This window comes from Micromonospora echinaurantiaca (assembly GCF_900090235.1).
Lineage (GTDB): Bacteria > Actinomycetota > Actinomycetes > Mycobacteriales > Micromonosporaceae > Micromonospora > Micromonospora echinaurantiaca.
Genome location: NZ_LT607750.1, coordinates 6,613,159 through 6,634,024, shown reverse-complemented (window position 1 = coordinate 6,634,024; position 20,866 = coordinate 6,613,159). Strand labels below are relative to the sequence as shown.

Annotated in this window: 17 protein-coding genes; 13 read left to right on the top strand and 4 right to left on the bottom strand. The window is 74.1% G+C overall.

All coding sequences use genetic code 11. The annotated features are described in order from the left end of the window. Positions 1-19: 19 nt before the first annotated feature. Together GA0070609_RS30150 and GA0070609_RS30145 are read right to left on the bottom strand one after the other, a co-directional pair. On the bottom strand, positions 20-3,355 hold the full coding sequence (locus tag GA0070609_RS30150; protein ID WP_088996921.1) for a S8 family peptidase: 3,336 nt from the start codon (positions 3,353-3,355) through the stop codon (positions 20-22). Between the two features lie 175 nt (positions 3,356-3,530). Continuing rightward, entirely contained in the window at positions 3,531-4,241 is a 711-nt protein-coding gene (locus GA0070609_RS30145; RefSeq protein ID WP_231928460.1) for a prepilin peptidase, read from the bottom strand. 804 nt (positions 4,242-5,045) lie between these two features. Between GA0070609_RS30145 and GA0070609_RS30140 the strand changes: the two genes are divergently transcribed. From GA0070609_RS30140 to GA0070609_RS30085, 12 genes are read left to right on the top strand one after another with little or no spacing between them, the layout of a single operon-like run. Further along, on the top strand, positions 5,046-5,612 hold the full coding sequence (locus GA0070609_RS30140) for a hypothetical protein (RefSeq protein WP_088996919.1): 567 nt from the start codon (positions 5,046-5,048) through the stop codon (positions 5,610-5,612). After that, positions 5,606-6,565, top strand: coding sequence for a hypothetical protein (locus tag GA0070609_RS30135; protein ID WP_408630614.1), 960 nt, complete (start codon positions 5,606-5,608; stop codon positions 6,563-6,565). Before GA0070609_RS30140 ends, GA0070609_RS30135 begins: the two co-directional genes overlap by 7 nt. Further along, the gene (locus GA0070609_RS30130; RefSeq protein ID WP_088996918.1) at positions 6,562-7,221 is read left to right on the top strand and encodes an SAF domain-containing protein; all 660 of its coding nucleotides are present in this window, start codon (positions 6,562-6,564) and stop codon (positions 7,219-7,221) included. Before GA0070609_RS30135 ends, GA0070609_RS30130 begins: the two co-directional genes overlap by 4 nt. A 2-nt stretch (positions 7,222-7,223) precedes the next feature. After that, positions 7,224-8,024, top strand: coding sequence for a P-loop NTPase family protein (locus GA0070609_RS30125; protein ID WP_088996917.1), 801 nt, complete (start codon positions 7,224-7,226; stop codon positions 8,022-8,024). Further along, positions 8,014-9,621, top strand: coding sequence for a CpaF family protein (locus GA0070609_RS30120; protein WP_088996916.1), 1,608 nt, complete (start codon positions 8,014-8,016; stop codon positions 9,619-9,621). Before GA0070609_RS30125 ends, GA0070609_RS30120 begins: the two co-directional genes overlap by 11 nt. A 3-nt stretch (positions 9,622-9,624) precedes the next feature. Next, entirely contained in the window at positions 9,625-10,527 is a 903-nt protein-coding gene (locus tag GA0070609_RS30115; protein WP_088996915.1) for a type II secretion system F family protein, read from the top strand. Positions 10,528-10,570: 43 nt separating this feature from the next. Beyond that, positions 10,571-11,443: a type II secretion system F family protein gene (locus GA0070609_RS30110; protein WP_408630688.1), complete on the top strand. Its 873-nt coding sequence runs from the start codon at positions 10,571-10,573 to the stop codon at positions 11,441-11,443. Positions 11,444-11,466: 23 nt separating this feature from the next. Continuing rightward, positions 11,467-11,670 (top strand): hypothetical protein, encoded by a 204-nt coding sequence (locus GA0070609_RS30105; protein ID WP_088996913.1) that lies wholly within the window; start codon positions 11,467-11,469, stop codon positions 11,668-11,670. Positions 11,671-11,676: 6 nt separating this feature from the next. After that, positions 11,677-12,117, top strand: coding sequence for a TadE/TadG family type IV pilus assembly protein (locus GA0070609_RS30100; protein ID WP_088996912.1), 441 nt, complete (start codon positions 11,677-11,679; stop codon positions 12,115-12,117). Next, entirely contained in the window at positions 12,102-12,581 is a 480-nt protein-coding gene (locus GA0070609_RS30095) for a TadE/TadG family type IV pilus assembly protein (RefSeq protein WP_088996911.1), read from the top strand. Before GA0070609_RS30100 ends, GA0070609_RS30095 begins: the two co-directional genes overlap by 16 nt. Further along, positions 12,578-13,006 carry a hypothetical protein gene (locus GA0070609_RS30090; RefSeq protein ID WP_088996910.1) on the top strand — a complete coding sequence of 143 codons (429 nt, stop codon included), beginning with the start codon at positions 12,578-12,580 and terminating at the stop codon, positions 13,004-13,006. Before GA0070609_RS30095 ends, GA0070609_RS30090 begins: the two co-directional genes overlap by 4 nt. A gap of 15 nt (positions 13,007-13,021) precedes the next feature. Further along, positions 13,022-14,332, top strand: coding sequence for a LysM peptidoglycan-binding domain-containing protein (locus tag GA0070609_RS30085; protein ID WP_088996909.1), 1,311 nt, complete (start codon positions 13,022-13,024; stop codon positions 14,330-14,332). Positions 14,333-14,619: 287 nt separating this feature from the next. Here the strand turns inward: GA0070609_RS30085 and GA0070609_RS30080 are convergent, their stop codons facing one another. After that, positions 14,620-15,471, bottom strand: coding sequence for a Rieske 2Fe-2S domain-containing protein (locus GA0070609_RS30080; protein ID WP_088998051.1), 852 nt, complete (start codon positions 15,469-15,471; stop codon positions 14,620-14,622). A 162-nt stretch (positions 15,472-15,633) separates the two neighbouring features. Here GA0070609_RS30080 and GA0070609_RS30075 point away from each other — a divergent pair, with 162 nt between their 5' ends. Beyond that, positions 15,634-16,398: a crotonase/enoyl-CoA hydratase family protein gene (locus GA0070609_RS30075; RefSeq protein ID WP_088996908.1), complete on the top strand. Its 765-nt coding sequence runs from the start codon at positions 15,634-15,636 to the stop codon at positions 16,396-16,398. Positions 16,399-16,488: 90 nt separating this feature from the next. Here GA0070609_RS30075 and GA0070609_RS30070 read toward each other — a convergent pair whose 3' ends face one another. Continuing rightward, positions 16,489-20,775, bottom strand: a complete 4,287-nt coding sequence (locus GA0070609_RS30070) for a discoidin domain-containing protein (protein ID WP_088996907.1) — start codon at positions 20,773-20,775, stop codon at positions 16,489-16,491. Positions 20,776-20,866 lie beyond the last annotated feature (91 nt).

Genomic DNA, 20,866 nt, shown 5'->3' with positions numbered 1-20,866 from the left:
GCCGCGTCCGGGCCCACCCTCAGTACCGGTAGGCGCGGATGATGGTCTGCTTGACCGTGTTACCGCTGGTGTCCGTCGCGGCGGCCCGCAGCGAGACGAAGCCGGTGCCGGCCGGGTTGTGCACCCAGGCGACCGCCTTCTCGCCGGACCGCCGTACGGTCAGCTGCTGCCAGGTCTTGCCGTCGTCGAAGGACGCCTCGACGGACAAGGTCCTGGTCCGGCCCGGCGCCGCCCCGACCTGCCGGTCGAGCGAGACCGGGATCGCGAACAGCCGGCCGGCCGGCGCCCGGTTGTCGATGTCGAGCTCCGGGGTGAACCGGATCGCCGTCATCGGCAGCTTCACCAGCTCGCCGTCGGCCACGTGCCCGGACTTGAAGGTCCACTCGGCGTCGACCTGGGTCGACAGGGTGAACGCCGGGTCGCTGCGGAAGGTCGCGGCCAGCCGGTAGTCACCAGTCTCCGCCGGCACGTTCCACACCCAGGGCGCCTCGCTCGCGTCGCCGATCTTCACCCCGTTGCGGTAGAGGTCCACCTGCACGCTGCCGCCGACGGTGTGCCGGAAGCCCATGTGTCCGCTGCCGTCGCCGTGCAGCGGCCCCGGCCCGCCGATCAGGTCGCCCCAGTAGCGGGTGGCGAACTGCTGGCCGAAGTTCGGCTCCGGGAAGACCGGCCCGGCCACCGCGTTGGCCCACTTCACGGTGTACGTACGCCCGGGCCGGAAGCTGGTCCACGCCGACTGGTAGTACGTGTACCCGATCTGGGCCGAGGTCGACTGCCACACCGCCTTCTTGTCCTGGTTGTAGTACTCGGTGATCGTGCTGGGCACGTCGTAGGTGAAGCTCGGCGGGACGTTGCGCCCCTCCCGATAGACCGGTGAGTTGCCGGGCGCGTGCGCGACCGCGGTCCGCGCCACCGGCATGCCGGCCACGTCCGCGCTGATCTGGGAGCGGACCGTGGCGAAGTCGCCCGCGCGCAGCTTGCGGGTCAGCCCGGTCATCATCTTCTCCGGCTCGTAGAGGTAGACCCGGTAGACGTACGGGCTGTTGTGCAGGCTGCCGTCCTCGGCCCGCTGGCCCCACATCCCGTGCACGTAGGAGACGAAGCCGGGCGTCCTGCCGGCCCCGATCTGCGCGGTCCGCAGGCGGTCGAGGGAGACGTACATCAGCGCGCCGTACGGATCGTTGCTGCCCCAGATCTGCGGCTGCTCGGTCCGGATCGTCCAGCCGGCCTCCTGGAAGACCGCAGTGGCCTTCGGATTCGGCACCGACACCGCGATCGGCTTCGCCAGGCGGGCGTCCATGGTGAGCGCCGCGTCCGTGGTCAGGTCGAGGCTCGGGCGCACCAGCGACGTGACGTGCGGGAGGGACGGGTCGCCACTCACCAGGTAGGTCTGGACCACGTACCGGCCTGCGCGGACCCGGTACGTGGTGGTCGCCGGGTCGCCGAGCACCAGGACGGTCTGCCGGTCCAGGTCGGTCAGGACGCTCACCCAGCTCTGCTCGGGCGTGGGCGCTTCCCCGTCCGGTCCGACGAGCTTGAGGGTCAGCCGGTGATGGGCGAGGTCGAGCGCGACCGGGGTCTGCACCTGCACGCCGCCGCCGGTGGCGGTCACCGCACCGCCGAAGTAGCGCTCGGGCAGGTCGGCGCGGGCCTGCACGGTGACGGTCACGGTGGCCGTGCCGCCGGCCGGGACCGTCACCGAGGAGGCGCTGAGGCTGAACAGGCCGGCCGGCGCCGGGGCGCCGTCGGCGTCCCTGGCGTCGAACGAGACGGCCAGGGTGCGGGCGGAAGAGCCGCTGTTCGCGTACGTGATGGTGCGCTGCTGCGCAGCGGTGTTCCGCTCGAAGGCGACGCTGACCGGGCTCGCCGTGACGGTCTGCCGGGTCGCCCGGGCGACGTCGAGGAAGCCCGCGCCCTGCTCGTAGACGCCGATGTCGGCGTTCGGCTGCGCGGCGGCCATCAGCGTGGACTTGATCCGTTCAGGCGTCCAGTCCGGGTGCTGCTGGGCCAGGATCGCCGCCGCACCGGCCACGTGCGGAGTCGCCATCGAGGTGCCGTTGAGGCTGGTGTACTGCGGGTTCCCGGCGTCCGGCTCGTAGGCGGAGATCGAACTGCGGGCGGCGACGATCCCGACGCCGGGCGCGGTGATGTCCGGCTTGATGCCGGCGTCACCCACGCGCGGACCCCGGCTCGAGAACCAGGCCAGCTCGCCCGCCTTGGTCACGGCGCCCACGGTGAGCGCCTCGGCCGCGCTGCCGGGCGAGTTCACCGTGGACTCGCCGCCCTCGCCGCTGTTGCCAGCGGCGACGACGAAAAGGACGCCGTAGCGCTGAGTGAGGTCGGCCACGGCCGCCTCGATCGGGTCGGTTCCCGGGCTGTCCGGTCCGCCGAGGCTCATGTTGGCGACCTTGACGCCCTGCTCCGCCGCCCAGGTCATGCCAGCCAGGATCGCCGATTCCGGGCAGCCCTCCTCCATGCAGACCTTGGCGCTGTAGAGGCTCGCGCCGGGCGCCATGCCCTTGTAGCGGCCCTGCGACGCAGCCCCGCTACCGACGATGGTGGAGGCGACGTGGGTGCCGTGGCCGATCCGGTCGAGGGCGTCCGGCTCGGCGGTGAAGTTCTCCGCGGCGGCGACGTTGCCGGCCAGGTCGGGGTGGGTCTGGTCGACGCCGGTGTCGATCACGCCGACCTTCACCCCCGTTCCCGTCCAGCCGGCCTGCCAGGCTTCGGGCGCGCCGGTGAGCGGGACGCTGACGTCGAGGGTGGGTTGGCGCAGCCCGTCGAGCCAGATCTTGTCGAACCCGGCCCGCAGGTGCCGCTCGGTCCCGCTCGCGGTGGACGTGACGGTGTTCCAGAAGGACACCGCGTCCGCCCGGCTCTCCGCGACAGCGCTCGCCCCGGAAAGCTTCCGGGTGGTCCGGGCGCCGGTCAGGCCGGCGGGGGCGGCACCGCTGTGCTGGACGATGAGCGGCAGGGTGGCCCGCTTGTCGTCGTAGCCGAAGTCGACCAGCGTCGAGATGTCGAAGAGCCGCTCGTCGAGCTTGCCCCGGTTGAGCAGGCCGACGGCGTCGGCGGGGATGACCCGCACGTCCTCGCCGGCCCGGTGAGTGAGGAACGGGATCTTTTCCCGCCCCTTGCCCGGCACGACGTCGACAGCCGTCTGGCCGTTCACGGTGCTGAGGTGGACGGTGTCGCCGGTGAGCAGAGTGACCGTCCGGGGCTTGGCCGCGACCGGGGGTGTGGTCGCCGGCTGCGCGGCCCCGGGCTGCGCCGATGCCGGCGAACCGCCCGGAGCCACCGCCGAGACGCCGAGCACCAGCAGTGTCAGCGCCGATAACTTCCGAATTGAACGCATCGTTCTCCCTGGATGAGCGAGAGGTATCCAGGTGCACCGGACGTGACGGGCGGATGAAAGTTCATCTGGTGTGACCTGGGTCACTTTTAACGGCCCGGGCGGGGGCCGGCGCGTCTGGACCCCCGAGCCCCGCATCCGCGCATCCGCGTACCTGCCCGGACGGAGGCGGGTCGAGCTACCACCGGGCCAGGAGCAGGGCGCCGGCGGTGCTGAGCACCAGGTAGGGGCCGAACGGCAGGTGACTCGACCAGCGCACCCGGCGCGCCACCAGCAGGCCCGCCGCGACCAGCCCGGAGGCGGTGACCGCGAGCAGCAGCCCGACCACCGGCAACGCCCAGCCGTACCAGCCGAGCAGGGCACCGGCACTCAGCGCCAGTTTCGCGTCGCCGAGGCCGAAGCCGCGCCGGCCGAGCAGCAGCGTGCTGGTCGCGAAGAAGGCGGCCAGCCCCAGCCCGGCGCCGGTGGCCCGCAGCCAGGACGCCGGGCCGGCCCCGGCCAGCGCCGCCACCCCGAGCAGCAGCCAGGTCCCGGCCGCCGCCGGCCAGGTGAGCCGGTTCGGCAGCCGGTGCACCGCCAGGTCCACGAAGACCAGCGGCACCGCCCAGCCCAGCCACCAGGCCGTCGCGGCCAGTTCGACCGGCGGCGGACCGGTCAGCGCCAGCAGCGCCAGCACCGCCAGCACAGCCAGCTCGACGGCGCCGGGTGGCGGGCCGATCCGCGCGCCGCAGCCGCCGCAGCGGGCCGCCGGGCCGAGCGCCGGCCAGGGCCGGTCCAGCCCGATCGGGGCGGCGCAGCCGTCGCAGCCGGTCCGCTCCGGCCGGTCCGGGTGTACGGCGTACCGGATCGCGGCCAGCCGCAGCAGCGGGGTGAGCGCCAGCGCGGCCAACCACCTCGACCAGCGGCGCGAACCGGCCGGCGGGGTAACGGAGGAGCGCCTATCGGTCGACGCGGTGGTGGGGACCTCAGCGGGGGCGGTCGCCGGGGCGAGCCCGCGGGAGCGTCCGGTCGCGCGGTCGAGCCCTTCGGGGGGTTCGCTCAGCGCCATGCCGGAACCCCCGACGAAGCGGCGCCGAGCCGCGCGGCCCGGCTCCGGTGGCTGAAGCGGTGGCCAACAGTGGACACGGACCGTAGTGCGATTAGCCGCGAGGTGTAACGGGCGGGCGCGTTCCCGACCGATCCAGCGACACAGTTGGCGCGCGGCGGGAAATCCGGCTTCTGCATTGATGGGATTCCCATAATTTGCGAGTAGCGCCCGGTCCGGCCAGCGTGACCGGTGGACGGATCGGGCCAGATGCCGCGCCGGATCGACTCCTTCCCGTCGGCAGGTCCAGTTCGATGTCGCATGGGAAATCCATGCCGCGAACGCTGCGAGGCGATCAGCCCGCCACGTCCCTGCCCTTCCCGCGGTCGCACGTCGGCCACCGGTCGCCACCACCTGTCATCACTCTCGGTATTCGATTGAATTGCCTCTGTTGCATCGGCGGACGTCAGCCTATGCTCGCCCCTTGGGTGTGACGCAACACACGTTCAAACGACAGGACGCTTGCTGGAACGTGCATTCGCAACTAATCCATACCGGTAAATGTGGCTGCGCAATTCACCGGCCCGGATGTGGTCATCCGGCCGCGCTGCCGCATGCCCGGAGGTCACCGCGACGGCGGCCCCGGGTCACCACCGAGGAGGCACGACGGTGCGAGGACGGCAGCTCAACCGCTGGCTGGCCTGCCTGCTCACGCTCGCGGCGGTCGGTTCGGCCACCGCCTGCGGAGCCGAGCGGGAGGCGATCGGCCGGCCGGGCGACGACCGGCGGGCGCCCGCCCCCGAGCAGCGGAAAGCGGAGGAACAGGCGGCCGGAAAAGCGGCACTGGCCGCGTACTCGGGTTATCTCGACGCATCCCGTACGGCCAGCCGGAGAAGCGATCCGCATCATCCGGAACTGTCCAGATTCCTCGCCGACCCGCTGTTGACCCGGGTCCGGGTGGCCATTCGGGAGGCGAAGGAGCACGGCGCGATGCGTACCGGGACGTTGCGCTCCGCCCCGACCGTCACCTCGGTCGACCTGGCCGCCGACCCGCCGACCGTGGAGATCCAGGACTGCCTGGACGCGACCGGCTACCGGCTGGTCTACGCCCGGACCAACCGGGTGGTCCCCGGCACCGGTGGAACCCGGCACCTGGCCACCGCCACCGCCACCCGCTACCCCGACGGCCGCTGGTTGATCAGCGCCGGCGCAGGCCACCAGGACCAGCCGTGCTGACCTGGGGAGGAAGGGCCGCCCCGGGCCGCACCACCCGGGTCGGGGCGGCCCGCCGCGCGCTCGGCGGCGTCGGCCTGGCGCTGCTGCTGGCCGCCGCGGCCACCGTGCCGGCGGTCGCCGCCGGCCGGGCCGACCCGGGTGTCGAGTGCCCGCCCGGGCAGCCCGACTGCAGTGTCTGGGACGACGACCCGGGCACGCCCGGTGGCCCGGGCGGCGGCGACACCGGCGGGGGCGGGGACTCCGGGGGTGGCGGCGCCGGCAGGTGCCAGTGGAACGGCCGCACCATCCCCTGCTACGACGACCTGCTCGGCTGGTTCAACAACGGCGACGGCTGCTACTACAAGCTCGCCCAGCCGCAGCCGGCCAACACCCCACCCGGCCAGCAGTGGTACGTCCGCACCTGCAACGGCGGCGACCTGGGCGACCAGACCACCGTGCTGCGGGACAGCCCGCCGCCCGGGTTCGGCGCGCCACCCGACCCGGAGGAGTTGGCCCGCCGGGCGCTCGCCTCGATCCGGCTGCTCCCGCCCCGGGTGGCCGTGGCGCCGCGCAAGAGCAAGGGCCCCGGGCTGGTCGGGCTGCCGGTGTGGATGTGGGCCAGCCGGGGCGAGAACTATTTCGGCCCGCTGCGCGCCGACGCGGAGGACCGCGGCTTGCGCGTCGTCATCGAGGCCAAGGTCGACCGGATCGTCTGGAGCATGGGCAACGGCCGGAAGGTCACCTGCACCGGGCCGGGCACCGCGTACTCGGCCACCGGGCCGCGCGCCGGGCGGCCCTCCCCCGACTGCGGCTACCACACCGGCTACCCGAAGGCCGGCACGTACCGGGTCAGCGCCACCACGTACTGGACGGTGACCTGGAGCGGCGGCGGCCAGAGCGGCGAGATCCCGCAGACCCGGACCAGCGGCACCGTCCCGATCCAGATCAACGAACTGCAGGTGGTGACCCGATGAGCCTGGCGACCCGCAACGGAACCGGACCGGTGGACGCGCCGGTCGCCCCGCCCAAGGTGGTCCGGCAGCGCCGGACCCGCCCCGGACTGCTCGGTCTGGCCGTGCTGCTGATCGCCCTCGGCGGGCTCGGCGCCGCGTTCGCGGTCACCTCGGTCCGGGCCACCGGCAGCTACCTGGCGGTGGCCCGACCGGTCGAGGTCGGCCGGCAGCTCAGCGCGGACGACCTGGTGCCGGTGCAGGTGGCCGGCGGCCAGGGCCTGAAACCGGTGCCGGCCGGCCGGCTCGACGAGGTGGTCGGCAAGCGGGCAGCGGTGTCGCTCACCCCGGGGACCCTGCTCACCATGGCCCAGCTCACCGACGACCCGCTGCTCGCCCCCGGCCAGCAGCAGCTCGCGCTGGGCCTCGGCCCGGCCGAGGTGCCGGCCCGCGAGCTGCACCCCGGCGACCAGGTCCTGCTGGTGAGCACCCCGGACGACGACGACACCGGCCCGGCGGCCACCGCCACCCGGTTCGAGGCCACCGTGATCGACACGGCGACCGGCCAGAGCGACACCGAGATCGTGCTCTACCTGGCGCTCGGGGTGCGGGACGTGCCGGCGGTGGTGGCGCTCTCGGCCCAGGAGCGGATCGCCGTCGTGCTCACCGAGGCGGCCTGAGCATGGCGATCATCGCGCTGGTGTCGGCGAAGGGCTCGCCGGGCGTCACCACCACCGCCCTGGCCTGCGCGCTGAGCTGGCACCGCCGGCTGGTGCTGGTCGAGGCCGACCCGGCCGGCGGGTCGATCCTCGCCGGCTATCTCGGCGGCGCGCTGGACGGGCCCCGCGGCATCGGTGAGCTGGCCGTCGGCGAACTGCGGGACGGCAACCTGGAGACCGCCTTCTGGTCACAACTGGTCGACCTCGACGCGCCGAAGCGGGAACGGCTGCTGCTGCCCGGCGTGGTGGACCCCGCGCAGGCCGGCAGCGTCACGCCGCTCTGGCAGCGGTTCGCCGACTTCCTCACCGGGTTGGAGCGGGGCGAGCCCGGCTACGACGTGCTGGTCGACTGTGGCCGGTTGCAGGTCGCCGGCCCGCCCTGGCCGATCCTGCGGGCCGCCTCGGTGGTGCTGCTGGTCAGCCGGGCCCAGCTGCCCGACCTCTCCGGCACCCGGGCGATGGTCCGGGCGATCGAGCGGGACTTCACCGAACACCGGGTCTCCCCCGGCACGCCGCGGCTGCTGCTGGTCGGCGACGGCCACGGGCGGGGCGAGATCAGCAAGGTGCTGCGGCTGCCGGTGATCGCCCGGCTGCCGCACGACCCGCGTACCGCCGAGGTGCTCGGCCTGGGCGGCACCGTGCGGGCCGGACGGCCGCTGATGCGCGCGGCCGGCGCGCTGGAGGTGCCGATCGGGTCGCTGCTGGAGCGGCGGCGGGCCCGGTTGGCCTGGCCGGTGTCGCAGGGGGTGCCGGATGCGCTTTGAGCCGGTCTCGTCGGACCCGCGCCGCCAGCCGCCCGGGGCCACCTCCACCGCGCCGCCGCTGCCCGCGCCGAACGGGGCCGTGCCGACCGGGGCGAACGGCACGATCCCGCCCGGCACGGGGCACGGGACGCCGACGAACGGGGTGCTGTCGAACGGTCGGCACCAGCACGCCGCGCCGGCGCCGGTCGGCGCGCCGCCGGAGCCGCCACCCCGACCGCGGGTGGACTTCCAGGTGGTCCGCGAGCTGCGCCGGGAGCTCAGCGAACGGCTCACCCGCTGGCAGCGCGGCCGGGAGTTCGACGCCGACGCCGAGGACACCGAGCGGGCCCGGCTGGCCGTGGCGGTGGTCGCCGAGTACGCCGACTCGGTGCGCCGGGCCGGCACCCCGATGGCGGCCGGCGAGGAGCGGCTGCTGCTCGACCAGGTCACCGCCGAGCTGGCCGGGCTCGGCCGGCTGCAGACGCTGCTGGTCGACGACACCATCGAGGAGGTGCACATCCTCGGCTGCGATCAGGTGCGCATCACCCGGCACGGCGGCGGGGTCGACTGGGCCGAGCCGATCGCCGACAGCGACGACGAACTGGTGGAGATCCTCCAGGCGGCCGCCCGCCGGGCCGGCGCCACCGAGCGGTCGCTGTCCACCTCGAAGCCCACCCTCGACCTGCAACTGCCCGACGGCAGCCGGCTCGCCGCCGTGTTCCTGGTCAGCCACCGCCCGTACGCGGTGATCCGCAAGCACAACACGCTGGACGTGAGCCTGGACGACATCACCGGCGGCCGGGGCGACCTGGACGAGATGATCGACCCGCTGCTGCGCGACTTCCTCCGCGCGTCCCTGCGGGCCGGGTTGAACATCATGGTCGCCGGGCTGGCCGGGGCGGGGAAGACCACGGTCATCCGGGCCCTGATGAGCGAGATCCCGGCCGACGAGCCGTACGTGCTGCTGGAGGAGAGCCGCGAGCTGCTGCCGGCCCGCCGCCGGCTGCGGCACCGGGCGGTGATGAGCTTCGAGGCCCGGGAGGGGCACGGCGAACGGGGGCTGGACGGCCGACCGGCCGGCGAGGTGAGCATCGCCGACCTGATCCCAGTCTCGCTGCGGATGGGCGTACTGCGGATCATCGTCGGCGAGGTCCGGTCCCGGGAGATCGTCCCGATGCTCCAGGCGATGACCACCAGCCGGGGCTCGATGTGCACCATCCACGCCCGGACCCCGGCCGGGGTGAGCGAACGGATCATCGAGCTGGCGCTGGCGCACGGCCGGGAGATGACCGTCGACCAGGCCCGCCGGATGGCCGGCAACGCGCTCGATCTGATCGTCTACGTCACCGTCGAGGACGAGACAGCGATCGGCGGGCGCAAGCACCGCTTCGTCTCGCACGTCGAGGAGGTGATCGGCGTCGGCGAGGGCAACCGGATCGTCACCACCGCCGTCTTCGGCCCCGGCCCGGACGGCCGGGCGGTGCCCCGGCACCTGCCCGAGCGGATCCGCGCCCAGCTGCTCCGGGTCGGCTACGACGCCCGCCTGCTGACCCGGTGGATCGAGGTCGGCACCGGCGCCTGGCGGCGGCCCCTGCAGACCCGACTCGGCCGGCGGTGACCGGTGCTCGCCAACGTCGAACTGATCGCGGTGGTCTCCGGGGCGGCCTGCGTCGCCGGGCTGCTGCTGGCGGTGGTGGCGCTGGTCGGCACCCGCCGGCCACCCGGCCCGGCACCGGGCGCGGGGCGGGGAGTCGACCGGCTCTGGCGCGGCTCCGGCGCGACGCCCCGGGAGCAGCGGGCGTACCAGGCCCTGCTGGCCGGCGCGCTGGTCGCCGGCGCGCTGGCCTTCCTGGTCACCGGGCTGCCGGTGGTCGGCCTGCTGGTGGCGGTGGCCGTGCCGGGCACGCCGTGGCTCTTCTCGGTCGGGCGGGCCGAGCAGCGGGCGATCGCCCGGATCGAGGCGGTCGGCGAGTGGACCCGCCGGCTCAAGGACGTCTCCGCCACCGGCCAGGGGCTCCAGCAGGCGGTGATCGGCACGGTCGCCACCGCGCCGGAGGAGATTCAAGAGGAGGTACGGCTGCTCGCCGCCCGGCTCCAGGCCGGCTGGCTGGCCCGCTCGGCGCTGCTCGCCTTCGCCGAGGAGATCGGCGACCCGGTCGGTGACCAGGTGGTGGCGGCGCTGATCCTGCACCTGTCCGACCGGGGCGAGCGGCTCGGCGACGTGCTCGGCTCGATCGCGTCGGCGGCGGCCGCCGAGGTGGCCACCCGCCGGGAGATCGAGGCCAAGCGCACCCAACCCCGGTTCGCGGTCCGTTTCCTCACCGGGATGACCCTGGCCACGCTGGCGTACGGGCTGGTCAACACCGAGTACATCCGCCCGTACGGCACGCCGGCCGGGCAGCTGGTGATGGCCGCCCTGGGCGCGGCCTTCGTCGGGCTGCTGGCCTGGGTGCGGTCGATGAGCCAGCCGCAGCGGCCGGCCCGCTTCCTACCCGCCCCCGATCCGCAGGAGGCGATCGCGTGAGCGCGCGCCCGGACCTCGCGGGGCGGAACGGAGGACGAGGATGATCGGCAACTGGCAGCTCGCGATCGCGGTCTGCGGCGGGGCCACGGTCGGGCTCGGCCTGTTCCTGGTGGTCCGGGAGCTGGTGCCGGCGACTCCGGCGCTCGGCCCCGCGCTGCGCCGGCTGCACCAGCCGGCCGCTGGCCCGGGGCGGGCCGCCACCGCCACCGGCCGCCGGCTGGAGTGGCTCGCCGGCCTGTCCCGCTGGCTGCGACCGCCGCACCGGCAGCTCGCGCTGATCGACCGCACCCCCGAGCAGTACGCGCTGTCGCTGCTGCTCTCCGCGCTGGTCGGGCTCGCCATGCCGAGCGTGCTCGGGGTGGCCCTGTTCGTGCTCGGCATCGGGGTGCCGGTGGTCGTACCGGTGCTGGGCAGCCTCGGCATGGCGTTGCTCGGCGCGTTGCTCGCCCACCGCGCGGTGCTCACCCGGGCGGACGCCGCGCGGGACGAGTTCCGCCAGGCGGTCTGCACCTACCTGGACCTGGTGGCGTTGCAGCTCAGCGCCGCCCACGGGCCGGTGCAGTCGCTGGAGCGGGCCGCGGCGGTCTGCGACGGCTGGGTCTTCGACCGGCTCCGGGAGGCGCTGCGGCTGGCCCAGTTGCAGATGCACTCGCCCTGGGACGAGCTGCGCGACCTCGCCGACCGGATCGGCATCCCGGAACTGGGCGACGTGGGCGCGATCATGCGCTCCTCCGGCAGCGAGGGCGCCCAGGTGCACGAGACCCTGCGCAGCCGGGCCGACTCGCTGCGGGACCAGATCCGTACCGACAACCTGGCCCGCGCGGAGGGAGTGACCAGCCGGCTGGACATCCCCGGCGCGCTGCTCGTCTTCGTCCTGCTCGGCTTCGCCGTCTATCCGTTCATCGCCCGGGTCTGACCCGGTAAGAGAAGGAGTACGTCATGTCCCTCGTCACCTACCTGCACGTCGCGCTGACGACGCGCCTGGCCGAGCTGCGCCGCGACGGCGAGCGCGGCGACAGCCCGGTGCCCACCGCGGTGATCATCTTCGGCCTGGTCTTCGTGGCCACGGTGGTCACCGGGGTGGCGCTGGCCAAGGCCAACGACTGGATGAACGCCATCCCGGGCCACAAGAACCCGCAGTAATCGGCGATGCGTCACACGGCTTTCTCCAGCGGGCGCCGGGCGGTCGCCGCCACCGCCCGGCGCCCGCGCCCGCCCGCTGACCGGGGGGCCAACCCGGTGGAGTTGGCCGTGCTGCTGCCGCTGATCCTGGTGCTGCTCTTCGCTTCCATCCAGGTGGCGGTCTGGTTCGTGGCCCGGGCCACCGCGCTGAACGCGGCGCAGAGCGCGGTCAACGCGCAGCGGTTGCACCAGGCCCCGCCCGGGGCCGGGGAGGCGCGGGCCACCCGTTTCCTGCGGGCCGCCGGCGACTGGCTGGTCGGCTGGGACGACCCCGGACCGAACTGCGTCACCAGCGCCACCGAGGTGACCTGCACGGTGCGCGGACGCTCCCTGTCGGTGATCCCCGGCGTGGACTTTCCGGTGCGCCAGACCGCGCACGGGACGGTGGAACGGTGGACCGAGCCGTGAGGCGTACCGCCGAGCGGGGCTCGGTCTCCATCGAGGTGGCGGTGTTGGCGCCGGCCTTCATCGCGCTGATCGTGCTGGCGGGGGTGGCCGGGCGTACCGCGGTGGCGGCCGAGGCGATCGACGCCGCCGCGCACGACGCCGCCCGGGCCGCGTCGATCTCCCGGGACCCGGCCACCGCCCGGCGTGCGGCGCGGGAGGCGGCCCGCCGGCAACTGGTCTGGCGTGGGCTGGACTGCGCGGGCATCCCGGAGGTGACCTTCAGCGGTTCGGTACGGGGCAACCCGGCCACCTTCGACGCGGCGTTCCGCAGCCGCGCCGGGCAGGAGGCGACGGTCACCGTCCAGGTGGCCTGCACGGTCTCCTTCGCGGACATCCAGCTCGCGGCGCTGCCCGGAATGCCGGCCGGGAACCGGGTGGCGGCGAGCTTCACCTCGCCGCTGGACCGCTACCGGAGCCGGGGATGAACGCCCGCCGCGCCGACGACACCGGCCGGGTGAGCGTGTTCCTCGCCGTGACGATGGTCGGCGTCCTGGCGATCATCGGTCTCGCCTTCGACGGCGCGGGGCAGCTACGCACCCTGCAGCGGGCCGACAACCTCGCCGCCGAGGCGGCCCGGACGGGCGGCCAGGCCATCGACCGGGCCACCGCGATCGAGGGCGGGCCGAAGCGGATCAACCAGCCCCAGGCGCGCCGGGCGATAGCCGACTACCTCGCCGCGGCCGGCGCGACCCGGCACACGGTGAGCTTCCCGACCGTCGACGGCGAGACCCTCGTCCGGGTCGAGGTCACCGTCACCTACCGCAGGTCCATGCTCGGCCTCTTCGGCTTTGACGACACCGTCACCGTCTCCGGGGAGGCCACCGCGCGGGCGCTCACCGAGGCGCCGTAGGGAAGGAAGGCAGCCATGGCCGCATCGGGTCGCTCCGTGGCACGGCGGACCGGACGGATCCTGACCGGGTTCGTCGCGCTCGTCGTGCTCTGCGCGGTGCTGGTCGGCGGGCCGGTGGCGCTGCTCGCTCTCGCCGGCAACCCGCTGCCCGACCACGTGCCCACCGTCGGCGAGATCGGCGCCACCCTGACCAGCCGCGACGACGGCCGGCTCTTCCTGCGGGCGCTGGCGCTGGCCGGCTGGTTGGGCTGGGCCAGCTTCGCCCTCTCCGTGCTGGTCGAACTGGGGGCGCAGGCGCTGCGCCGACCGGCGCCCCGGCTGCCCGGGATGAGCCGCCAGCAGCGCGCGGCCGCCGCGCTGGTCGGGTCGGTCGCGCTGATCGTCGCCACCGCGCCGGCGGCGAGCGCCGCCACGGCCACCATGCAGCCGTACGCCCAGCCGGCGGCCCCGGCCGCGGTCGCGCCGCTGGTGCCGGCATCGGTCCCACCGTCGGCGTCCGAAGCCGCCTGGTACTCGATCGCGTCGCCCGCGCTGTCGCCCGGCGCGGGCGGGTCGGGCGCGCTGTCGCCCGGCGCGGGCGGGTCGGGGAGCCGGGCGCCGGGTGCCGGCACGCCCGTCTACCGGGTGGCGAAGGGGGACTACCTCGGTGCCGTCGCCGAGCGGTACCTGGGCGAGTTCGGCGACTACCGGGAGTTGGCGCGGCTCAACCGGCTGGACGACCCGGACCGGATCCGCGCCGGCCAGTTGTTGAAGCTGCCCGCGCAGGCCAGCGACCGGGGCGCCCGCCCGCACGCCACCGGCCGCCTGGTCGCCCGCCCCACCCGGCCCGCACTCCCTGGTCGCCCGATCCCCGGCCGGACCGCACCGGAACAGCCCGCCCCGGGCAAGGCCGCCGCGGGCCAGCAGGCCCCGGGCCAGACCACGCCGGGTCGGGTGGCCCAGGGGAAGGCCGGCTCCGGCCAGGCCGTTGAAGGCTCGGCCGGGGCAACGCAGGGACGGCCGGGAGCGGCTCCGCCGGAAGCGCAGGCACCCGGCGGCGCCCCGGTGACGGTCGGGGCGGCAAGGGCAGGCGAGGCGGATCGGATGAACCGGCCGCTGGCGGTCGCCGCCGTGCTGACCGTGGCCAGCATCGTCGGCGCCCAGGTCGGCGCCGTCCTCGGCCTGCGCCGCCGCCCGGCCACCGTGCGCGCCGACTCCAGCGGGCTCGGCGGCACCGCCCGGCGGCGAGGCGGCGCCGTGCGTGGTGCGAGATCCGGGCGCGGCCAGGCCAGAGCGCACGCGAGCGCGGCCGGAGAGCTCCCGGTGGGCCGGCACCGCCGCGACTAGCTGTACTGCCCAGGGAGCGCCCACACCGGCCCTGCTACCTAGCTCGGCCCCGGAACCACCGGCCGAGCAGGCCGGAGGTGCGGGGATCGTCACCGACGGTCACGCCGGTCCGGCGACACATCCACAGAGGCTTGATGACTCTCCGGCATGAATATGCCGCAGAGTCATCAAGCTCTACGGCCACCTCGCTCGCAGCCCACGACACGCCGACGAGCGACGCGACCCGCCGGGGGCACAGTCGCGTGGTTGCGGACCGCGCGCCACCGAGTCAGCGCGCCACCGCGGGGTCAGGGAAGCCGTGCCTCCAGCACGCCCGCACGGACCCGGGTGGGCAGGATCTGCTGGTCGTTGCCGGACGGGCCGTGCACGACCTCGCCGCCGTTGAGCCGGAACGTGCTGCCGTGCCACGGGCAGACCACGCACTCGTGCCCGTCGACCACCTGCACCTCACCCTCGCCGAGCGGGCCGCTCTGGTGCGGGCAGCGCTCCAGCATCACCGTCACGTCGTCGCCGTGCCGGTAGAGGATCACCGACACGTCGTCGATCTCCCGGGTGATCAGCTCGCGCTGCGGCAGGGCCGCCAGGTCGCCCAGCGGATGCCAGCCGCCGCTCATCCGGTGCAGCTCGGAGATGCTCTGGTTGACCTGCGCGCCCTGCTTGTACGCCAGGTGCCCGCCGATGTAGGCGCCCATGCTCGCCGCGCCGAGCCCCATCATGCCGAGGGCGCGGCCGAGCCCGTGCCGGCCGCGCAGGCGCGCGCTCACCGAGCCGGCGTAGCAGGCCAGGGCGACGGTGTTGGACGCGGCGTGCACCAGGCCGACCCGGCGCTGGTCGGGGGCGAGCGCGGCCCAGTCGTTGAGGCCGGCGACCGCCGCCGGCAGGGCGCTCACCGTGCCCAGCGTGGTGAGCGTGGTGGCCGCCCGCTGCTGCCCGGGCAGCACGTCCAGAACCGCCGCGCTGATCCAGGCGCCCACCGGCACCTGCACCATCGCCGGGTGCAACGGGTGGCCCAGCCACACCCCGTGCAGCAGGTCGCGGACCCGCTGCGGCCGCAGCGTCGCCTGCACCGCGCGCTGCAACCGGTCACCCACCCGGTCCAGCCGGGTGTTCTGTTCGATCTTCGTCAACAGTGCTCGCACCCGTACCGACTTCCCGGCGTTCGCGGTCGCAAACCGGTCGGCGGTGACGGATCCGCCGCCGTACGTGACGACGGGCCGCCGGCACCGCAGTCGGGCAACGCCGGTCGGGTCGGCTGCCGGCCGCCTCTGGCGGGCCGGCACCGCCGGGGGCATGCTGTGCCGATGGGCGTACGGGTCGAACGCGACGGGCCGGTGACCACGGTGATCCTGGACCGGCCGGCGGCGCGCAACGCCGTCGACGGGCCGACCGCCCGGGCACTGGCCGACGCGTTCCGGGCCTTCGACGCCGACCCCGACGCGGCGGTGGCCGTGCTCTGGGGGGCCGGCGGCACCTTCTGCTCGGGGGCCGACCTGAAGGCGATCGGCACGCCGAGCGGCAACCGGGTGGAGGCGGAGGGCGACGGCCCGATGGGGCCCACCCGGATGACCCTGACCAAGCCGGTGATCGCCGCCGTCTCCGGGTACGCGGTGGCCGGCGGGTTGGAGCTGGCGCTCTGGTGCGACCTGCGGGTCGCCGAGTCCGACGCGGTGCTCGGGGTGTTCTGCCGGCGGTGGGGGGTGCCGCTGATCGACGGCGGGACGGTCCGGCTGCCCCGGCTGATCGGCGAGAGCCGGGCGATGGACCTGATCCTCACCGGCCGGCCGGTGCCGGCCGCGGAGGCGTACGCCATCGGGTTGGTGAACCGGCTGGTCGCGCCGGGTGAGGCGCGGGCGGCGGCCGAGCGGCTGGCCGCCGAGATCGCCCGACACCCGCAGACCTGTCTGCGCAACGACCGGGCCTCGGTGCTGGCCGGCGCGGGCCTGTCGGAGCCGGCGGCGCTCGCCACCGAACTGGCGTACGGGATGGACTCGCTGGCCGCCGATGCGGCGGCCGGCGCGGCCCGGTTCGCGGCCGGCGCCGGACGGCACGGCGCCCCGGCCGACTGACCCGGTCCTGCCGCAACCCGAGGGCGGCTCGGAACGGCGGGCGCCACCGGGAGGGTGGTTCCTCCCGGCGGCGCCCCGTTCGCTGCCGGCTCAGCTGCGGTTGATGGTGAAGGTCGACGTGGTGTTGCGGATGTCCTGCCAGTTGTCGGTCAGCCGCAGGTTCACGAAGGTGGCCGAGCCGACGGCCGGGCCTTGGCCCTGCTCGGGCATCTCGTTGACCCAGATGCCGAAGCCCGACTTGGCGTCGAACGCGTCACCGCTGCGCCGCGCCCCGGAGATCGACACGTTGGTGAAGACCGTGTCGGTGATCGGGTTCTCCGGCTGGCTCCCGTTGTACTTGGTCTGGAACATGATCCCCGAGTACGTGGGGTCGACGATGTCCACGTCGGACACCCGGATGCCGCGGAACTCCTTCGACGCCGAGAAGACCCAGATCGCCGGGAAGGTCTGCGCGCCCCAGAAGTGGCCGCCGGCCCGGATCAGCGAGATGTTCTGGAACTGGGTCGGCGGGCTGGCGCCGAACCCGATGAACGGATAGCCGAAGTCCAGCGAGCTGATCGTGATGCCGGAGTACGTCAGCATGTCCGCGATGTAGAGGTTGCGGAAGATGTTGTCGTAGCCGCCGTACACCGCGATCCCGGCCGCCCGCCAGGTGAGCGTGGCGGTCAGGTTCTCGAAGACGTTGCCGTGGTTGGCCGTGGACCCGCCCTGGTCGATGGCCGAGAAGAGGGCGAACGCGTCGTCGCCGTTCGACCGGCCCTCGGAGTTGCTGACCAGGTTGTCGGTGCTGCCGTTGGTCATGTTGACCGCGTCGGCGAAGGTGTTCCGGAAGCGGCTGTTGGTGATCTTCAGGCCGCTGACGCTCACCCCCCAGTACGCGCAGACGGTGTGCTCGACCCAGACGTTGTCCAGCGTCAGGTTGTCGACGTCGCGCAGCTCACCCCAGACCTTGCCGGGGCCGTCGATGCGGTTGGTGTAGTTGCCGAAGAAGGCCAGGTGCTCGAAGGACGACCCACTGGCCGAGGACTCCACCCGGAAGCCGGCGTCGGTGTTCTGCTGGGACACCGGCGTCTGGAACCGGGTGAACCACATGCCGGCGCCGACCACCTTGACCGCCTTGCCGTAGACCTGGAACTTCTGCGCGGTCTCGTACGTGCCGGCCGGCAGGTAGACGCCGACCAGGGTGCCGGTGGTGTCCATCCGGACCGCGTCCAGGGCGTTCTGCACGTCGGAGTGGCTGAACCCGTTCGGCACCTTGTACTTCGCCGGGTCCGGGTTGGCCCGCGGCGCCACCTGCTCCAGGTTGACGAAGTCGATGGCGTACGTGGTGCTGTTGGCCGGGTCCTTCTGCAGCCGGATCCGGCTGCCCGCCGGGATGGTCGAGTCCAGCAGCACGTTCGCCTCGTCGTAGATGTGCCGCGGCGGGCCGGCGCTGGGCGAGTCGCTCGGGCTGGCCTCCGCGCCGTACAGCCAGATGTGCTTCGAGGTGAGGCTGATCGGCTTGTGCAGCACGCCGTTGACGTAGACGTTCAACGTCGAGGTGATCCCCCCGCCGCCCGGCGCGTCCGGGATGGAGAAGCGGGTGACCAGGGCGTTGGCCGGGGCCCGGGTGGTCCACTCGACGTACGCGCCGGTGCTGTTCAGGGTCACCGCGCGCCGGCCGGAGGCCTCGCCGGCCAGATCGCCGATGGTCCGGTTCGGCCCGACCAGCTGCGCCCCGCCGCCGACGGAGCCCTCCTCGGCCTCGTACATGTCGTACGGCAGGTTGGCGCCGCGCCCGACGAAGAGCGACCGCTCGCTGGTGTTGTTCGGCCGCTTCACCGGCAGCTCGTTGGCGTCGTCGGCGAGCACCACCCGGACCGTGTACCGGCCGTTGGCGGCGGTCCAGGTGCCCAGGTTGACCGGGCCGACGCTGCCCCCGGCGGCGATGGTGCCGCTGTACGAGCCGGTCAGCGTGCGGACCACGGTGCCGGTGTCGGTGCGCACGGTCAGCGTGATGCCGTGCCCGCCGCCCGCCGAGGCGATCGTGCCCTGGTTGCGGATGGTCACCGCGAAGCTGACCGTGGCGCCCGCGCTCGGCGTGCCGGGCGACCAGGTCACCGCCGAGGCGACCAGGTCCGAGCTGGCCACCGGGCTGACCGTGAGCGCGGTCGGGCTGGTGTGGCCGTTGTTCGCCTCGTTCTGCTCGATGACCGTGTTCGCCGGGTCGACCGTGGCGCCGACCTGGTAGCTGCCGGCGTCGCGCGGGCCGATGTTCGCCGAGACGGTGGTCGACGCGCCGGCCGCCAGCGGGCCGACGGCGGCCGTGCCGACCTTCGTCGTACCCAGGTGGAGGTCGACGGTGGTGGCAGCGGAGGCCGCCGCGCCAGCGTTGCGCACGGTGGCCGACAGGGTGATCGGATCCGTCTCCACCGGCGCGGCGGGTGAGACGGAGATCCCGGTGACGGTGAGGTCCGGGTTTGGCGCCGGCACGCCGATCACCTGGAGTTCGGCGACCTGCCCGTTGGAGGAGCCGGAGTTGGCGGTGAACTGGAGCCGGACGTCGGCGGCCGTCGCCGACACCGGGATGGTCACCGTGTTGCTGCCGGTCGGGCTGAACGAGTACGTCGCCGAGCCGACCAGCGTGCTGAAGCCGGACGCCGACTGCTCCCGGCCGAGCACCTGGAAGGTCTGGGTACGCGGACCCCAGACCGGGTCCGGGTTCAGCTTCACCACCAGCGCGCTGATGCTCGCGTTCGCGCCCAGCGCGACGGTCAGCGTGCTCGGGTACGCCCCGGGCGCGCCCTCCCAGTAGGTGGTGACGTCGTCGTCGTTGGCGTTGGCTGCGGCGAAGACGTGCACCATCGACGAGGCGGTGATCGGCTTGTCGACCGCGAGGTTGCTGCCGCCCGGCGTGCTGCCGGTCCGGGTCACCGTGTTGCTGTTCGCCGACACGTTGCCGGCCGCGTCCCGGGCCCGGACGACGTAGGAGACCGTGGCGGTGTCCGGCTGGTTGTCGGTGTAGCTGAGGGTGGAGCCGTTCACGCTGCCCCGCAGCGCGCCGTTGGCGTAGACGTCGTAGCCGGTCACCCCGACGTTGTCGGTCGACGCCGTCCAGGTCAGCCGGATCTGCCCGGCGGCCGGTTGGGTGTAGGCCAGGCTGCTTGGCGCGGTCGGCGCGACCGTGTCGCCGGTGTCGCCGGTCCGGGTCACCGTGTTGCTGTCCGCCGACACGTTGCCGGCCGCGTCCCGGGCCCGGACGACGTAGCTGACGGTGACGCCGGCCGGCTGGGTGTCGGTGTAGCTGAGCGTGCCGCCGCTGACGCTGGTGCGCAGGGTGCCGTTGGCGTAGACGTCGTACCCGGCCACCCCGACGTTGTCGGTCGAGGCGCTCCAGGTCAGCCGGATCTGCCCGCTCGCCGGCTCGGTGTAGGCGAGGTTGCCGGGCGCGGACGGCGGCTGGGTGTCACCGGTCGCCGGGCCGTAGACCTCCAGTTCGGCGAGCTGCCCGGCGGGCCAGCCGGTGTTCCCGGTGAAGAGCAGCCGCAGGTAGCGGGTGCTGGCCGCGGTGAACGTGATGGTCACCGTGTTGTTGGCGCCGGGGGTGAACGCGTACCCGGCCGAGGCGACGATGGTGCCGAAGGTGGAGCCGTTGGTGCCGCCCTGCACGGTGATCGTCTGGGTCCGCGCGTCCCAGCCGGCGGGCAGCTTGAGCACCAGCCGGTTGACGCTCACCGTGGCCGCGAGGTCGACCTGGAGCCACTGCGGGAACGCGTTGTTCGCGCTCTCCCAGTAGCTGCCCTGGTTGCCGTCGTTGGCGTTGCCCGCGATATAGACGTCCGCGTGGGCGCTGGCGGTCATGGTCCGCCCCGACGCCAGGTTCGCCGAGGAGGCCGCCGCGCCGTAGACCTCCAGCTCGGCGAGCTGCGCCGCACCCCAGCCGGTGTTCGCGGTGATGACGACCCGGACGTACCGGGTGGTGGTGGCCGGGAAGTCGAGGGTGACGGTGTTGCCGTTGGCCGGGCTGAACGCGCGGCCGGCCGAGGCGACGATGGTGTTGAAGCCGCTGCCGTCGGCGCTGCCCTGCACCGACAGCGTCTGGGTGCGCGCCTCCCAGCCGGCCGGCAGCTTCAGCTTGACCTGGTCGATCGACCGGCCGGAGCCGAGGTCGACCTGGGCCCACTGCGGGAGGGCGCCGCTGCTCTCCCAGTAGGTCGCCGGGTTGCCGTCGGTGAGGTTGGCCGCGACGTACGGGCCGTTGCCGCTGCTGGCCGCGGCGGTGCGGCCGGCGGCGAGGTTGGGTCCGCCGGCCGCGACGGCCGGCGGCGCGGGCGCCGCGGTGACGGCGAGGCCGAGCACGGCGAGCGCCGCGACGACCCGGGTACGGAGTCTGGACATGGTGGGGGAACACCTTCTTCCGGGGACGTGGAGAGGCGTGTGCGGGTGCTGCGGTGTGGTGGTGCGGCGCGGGCGGGACCCCGGTCGGCGT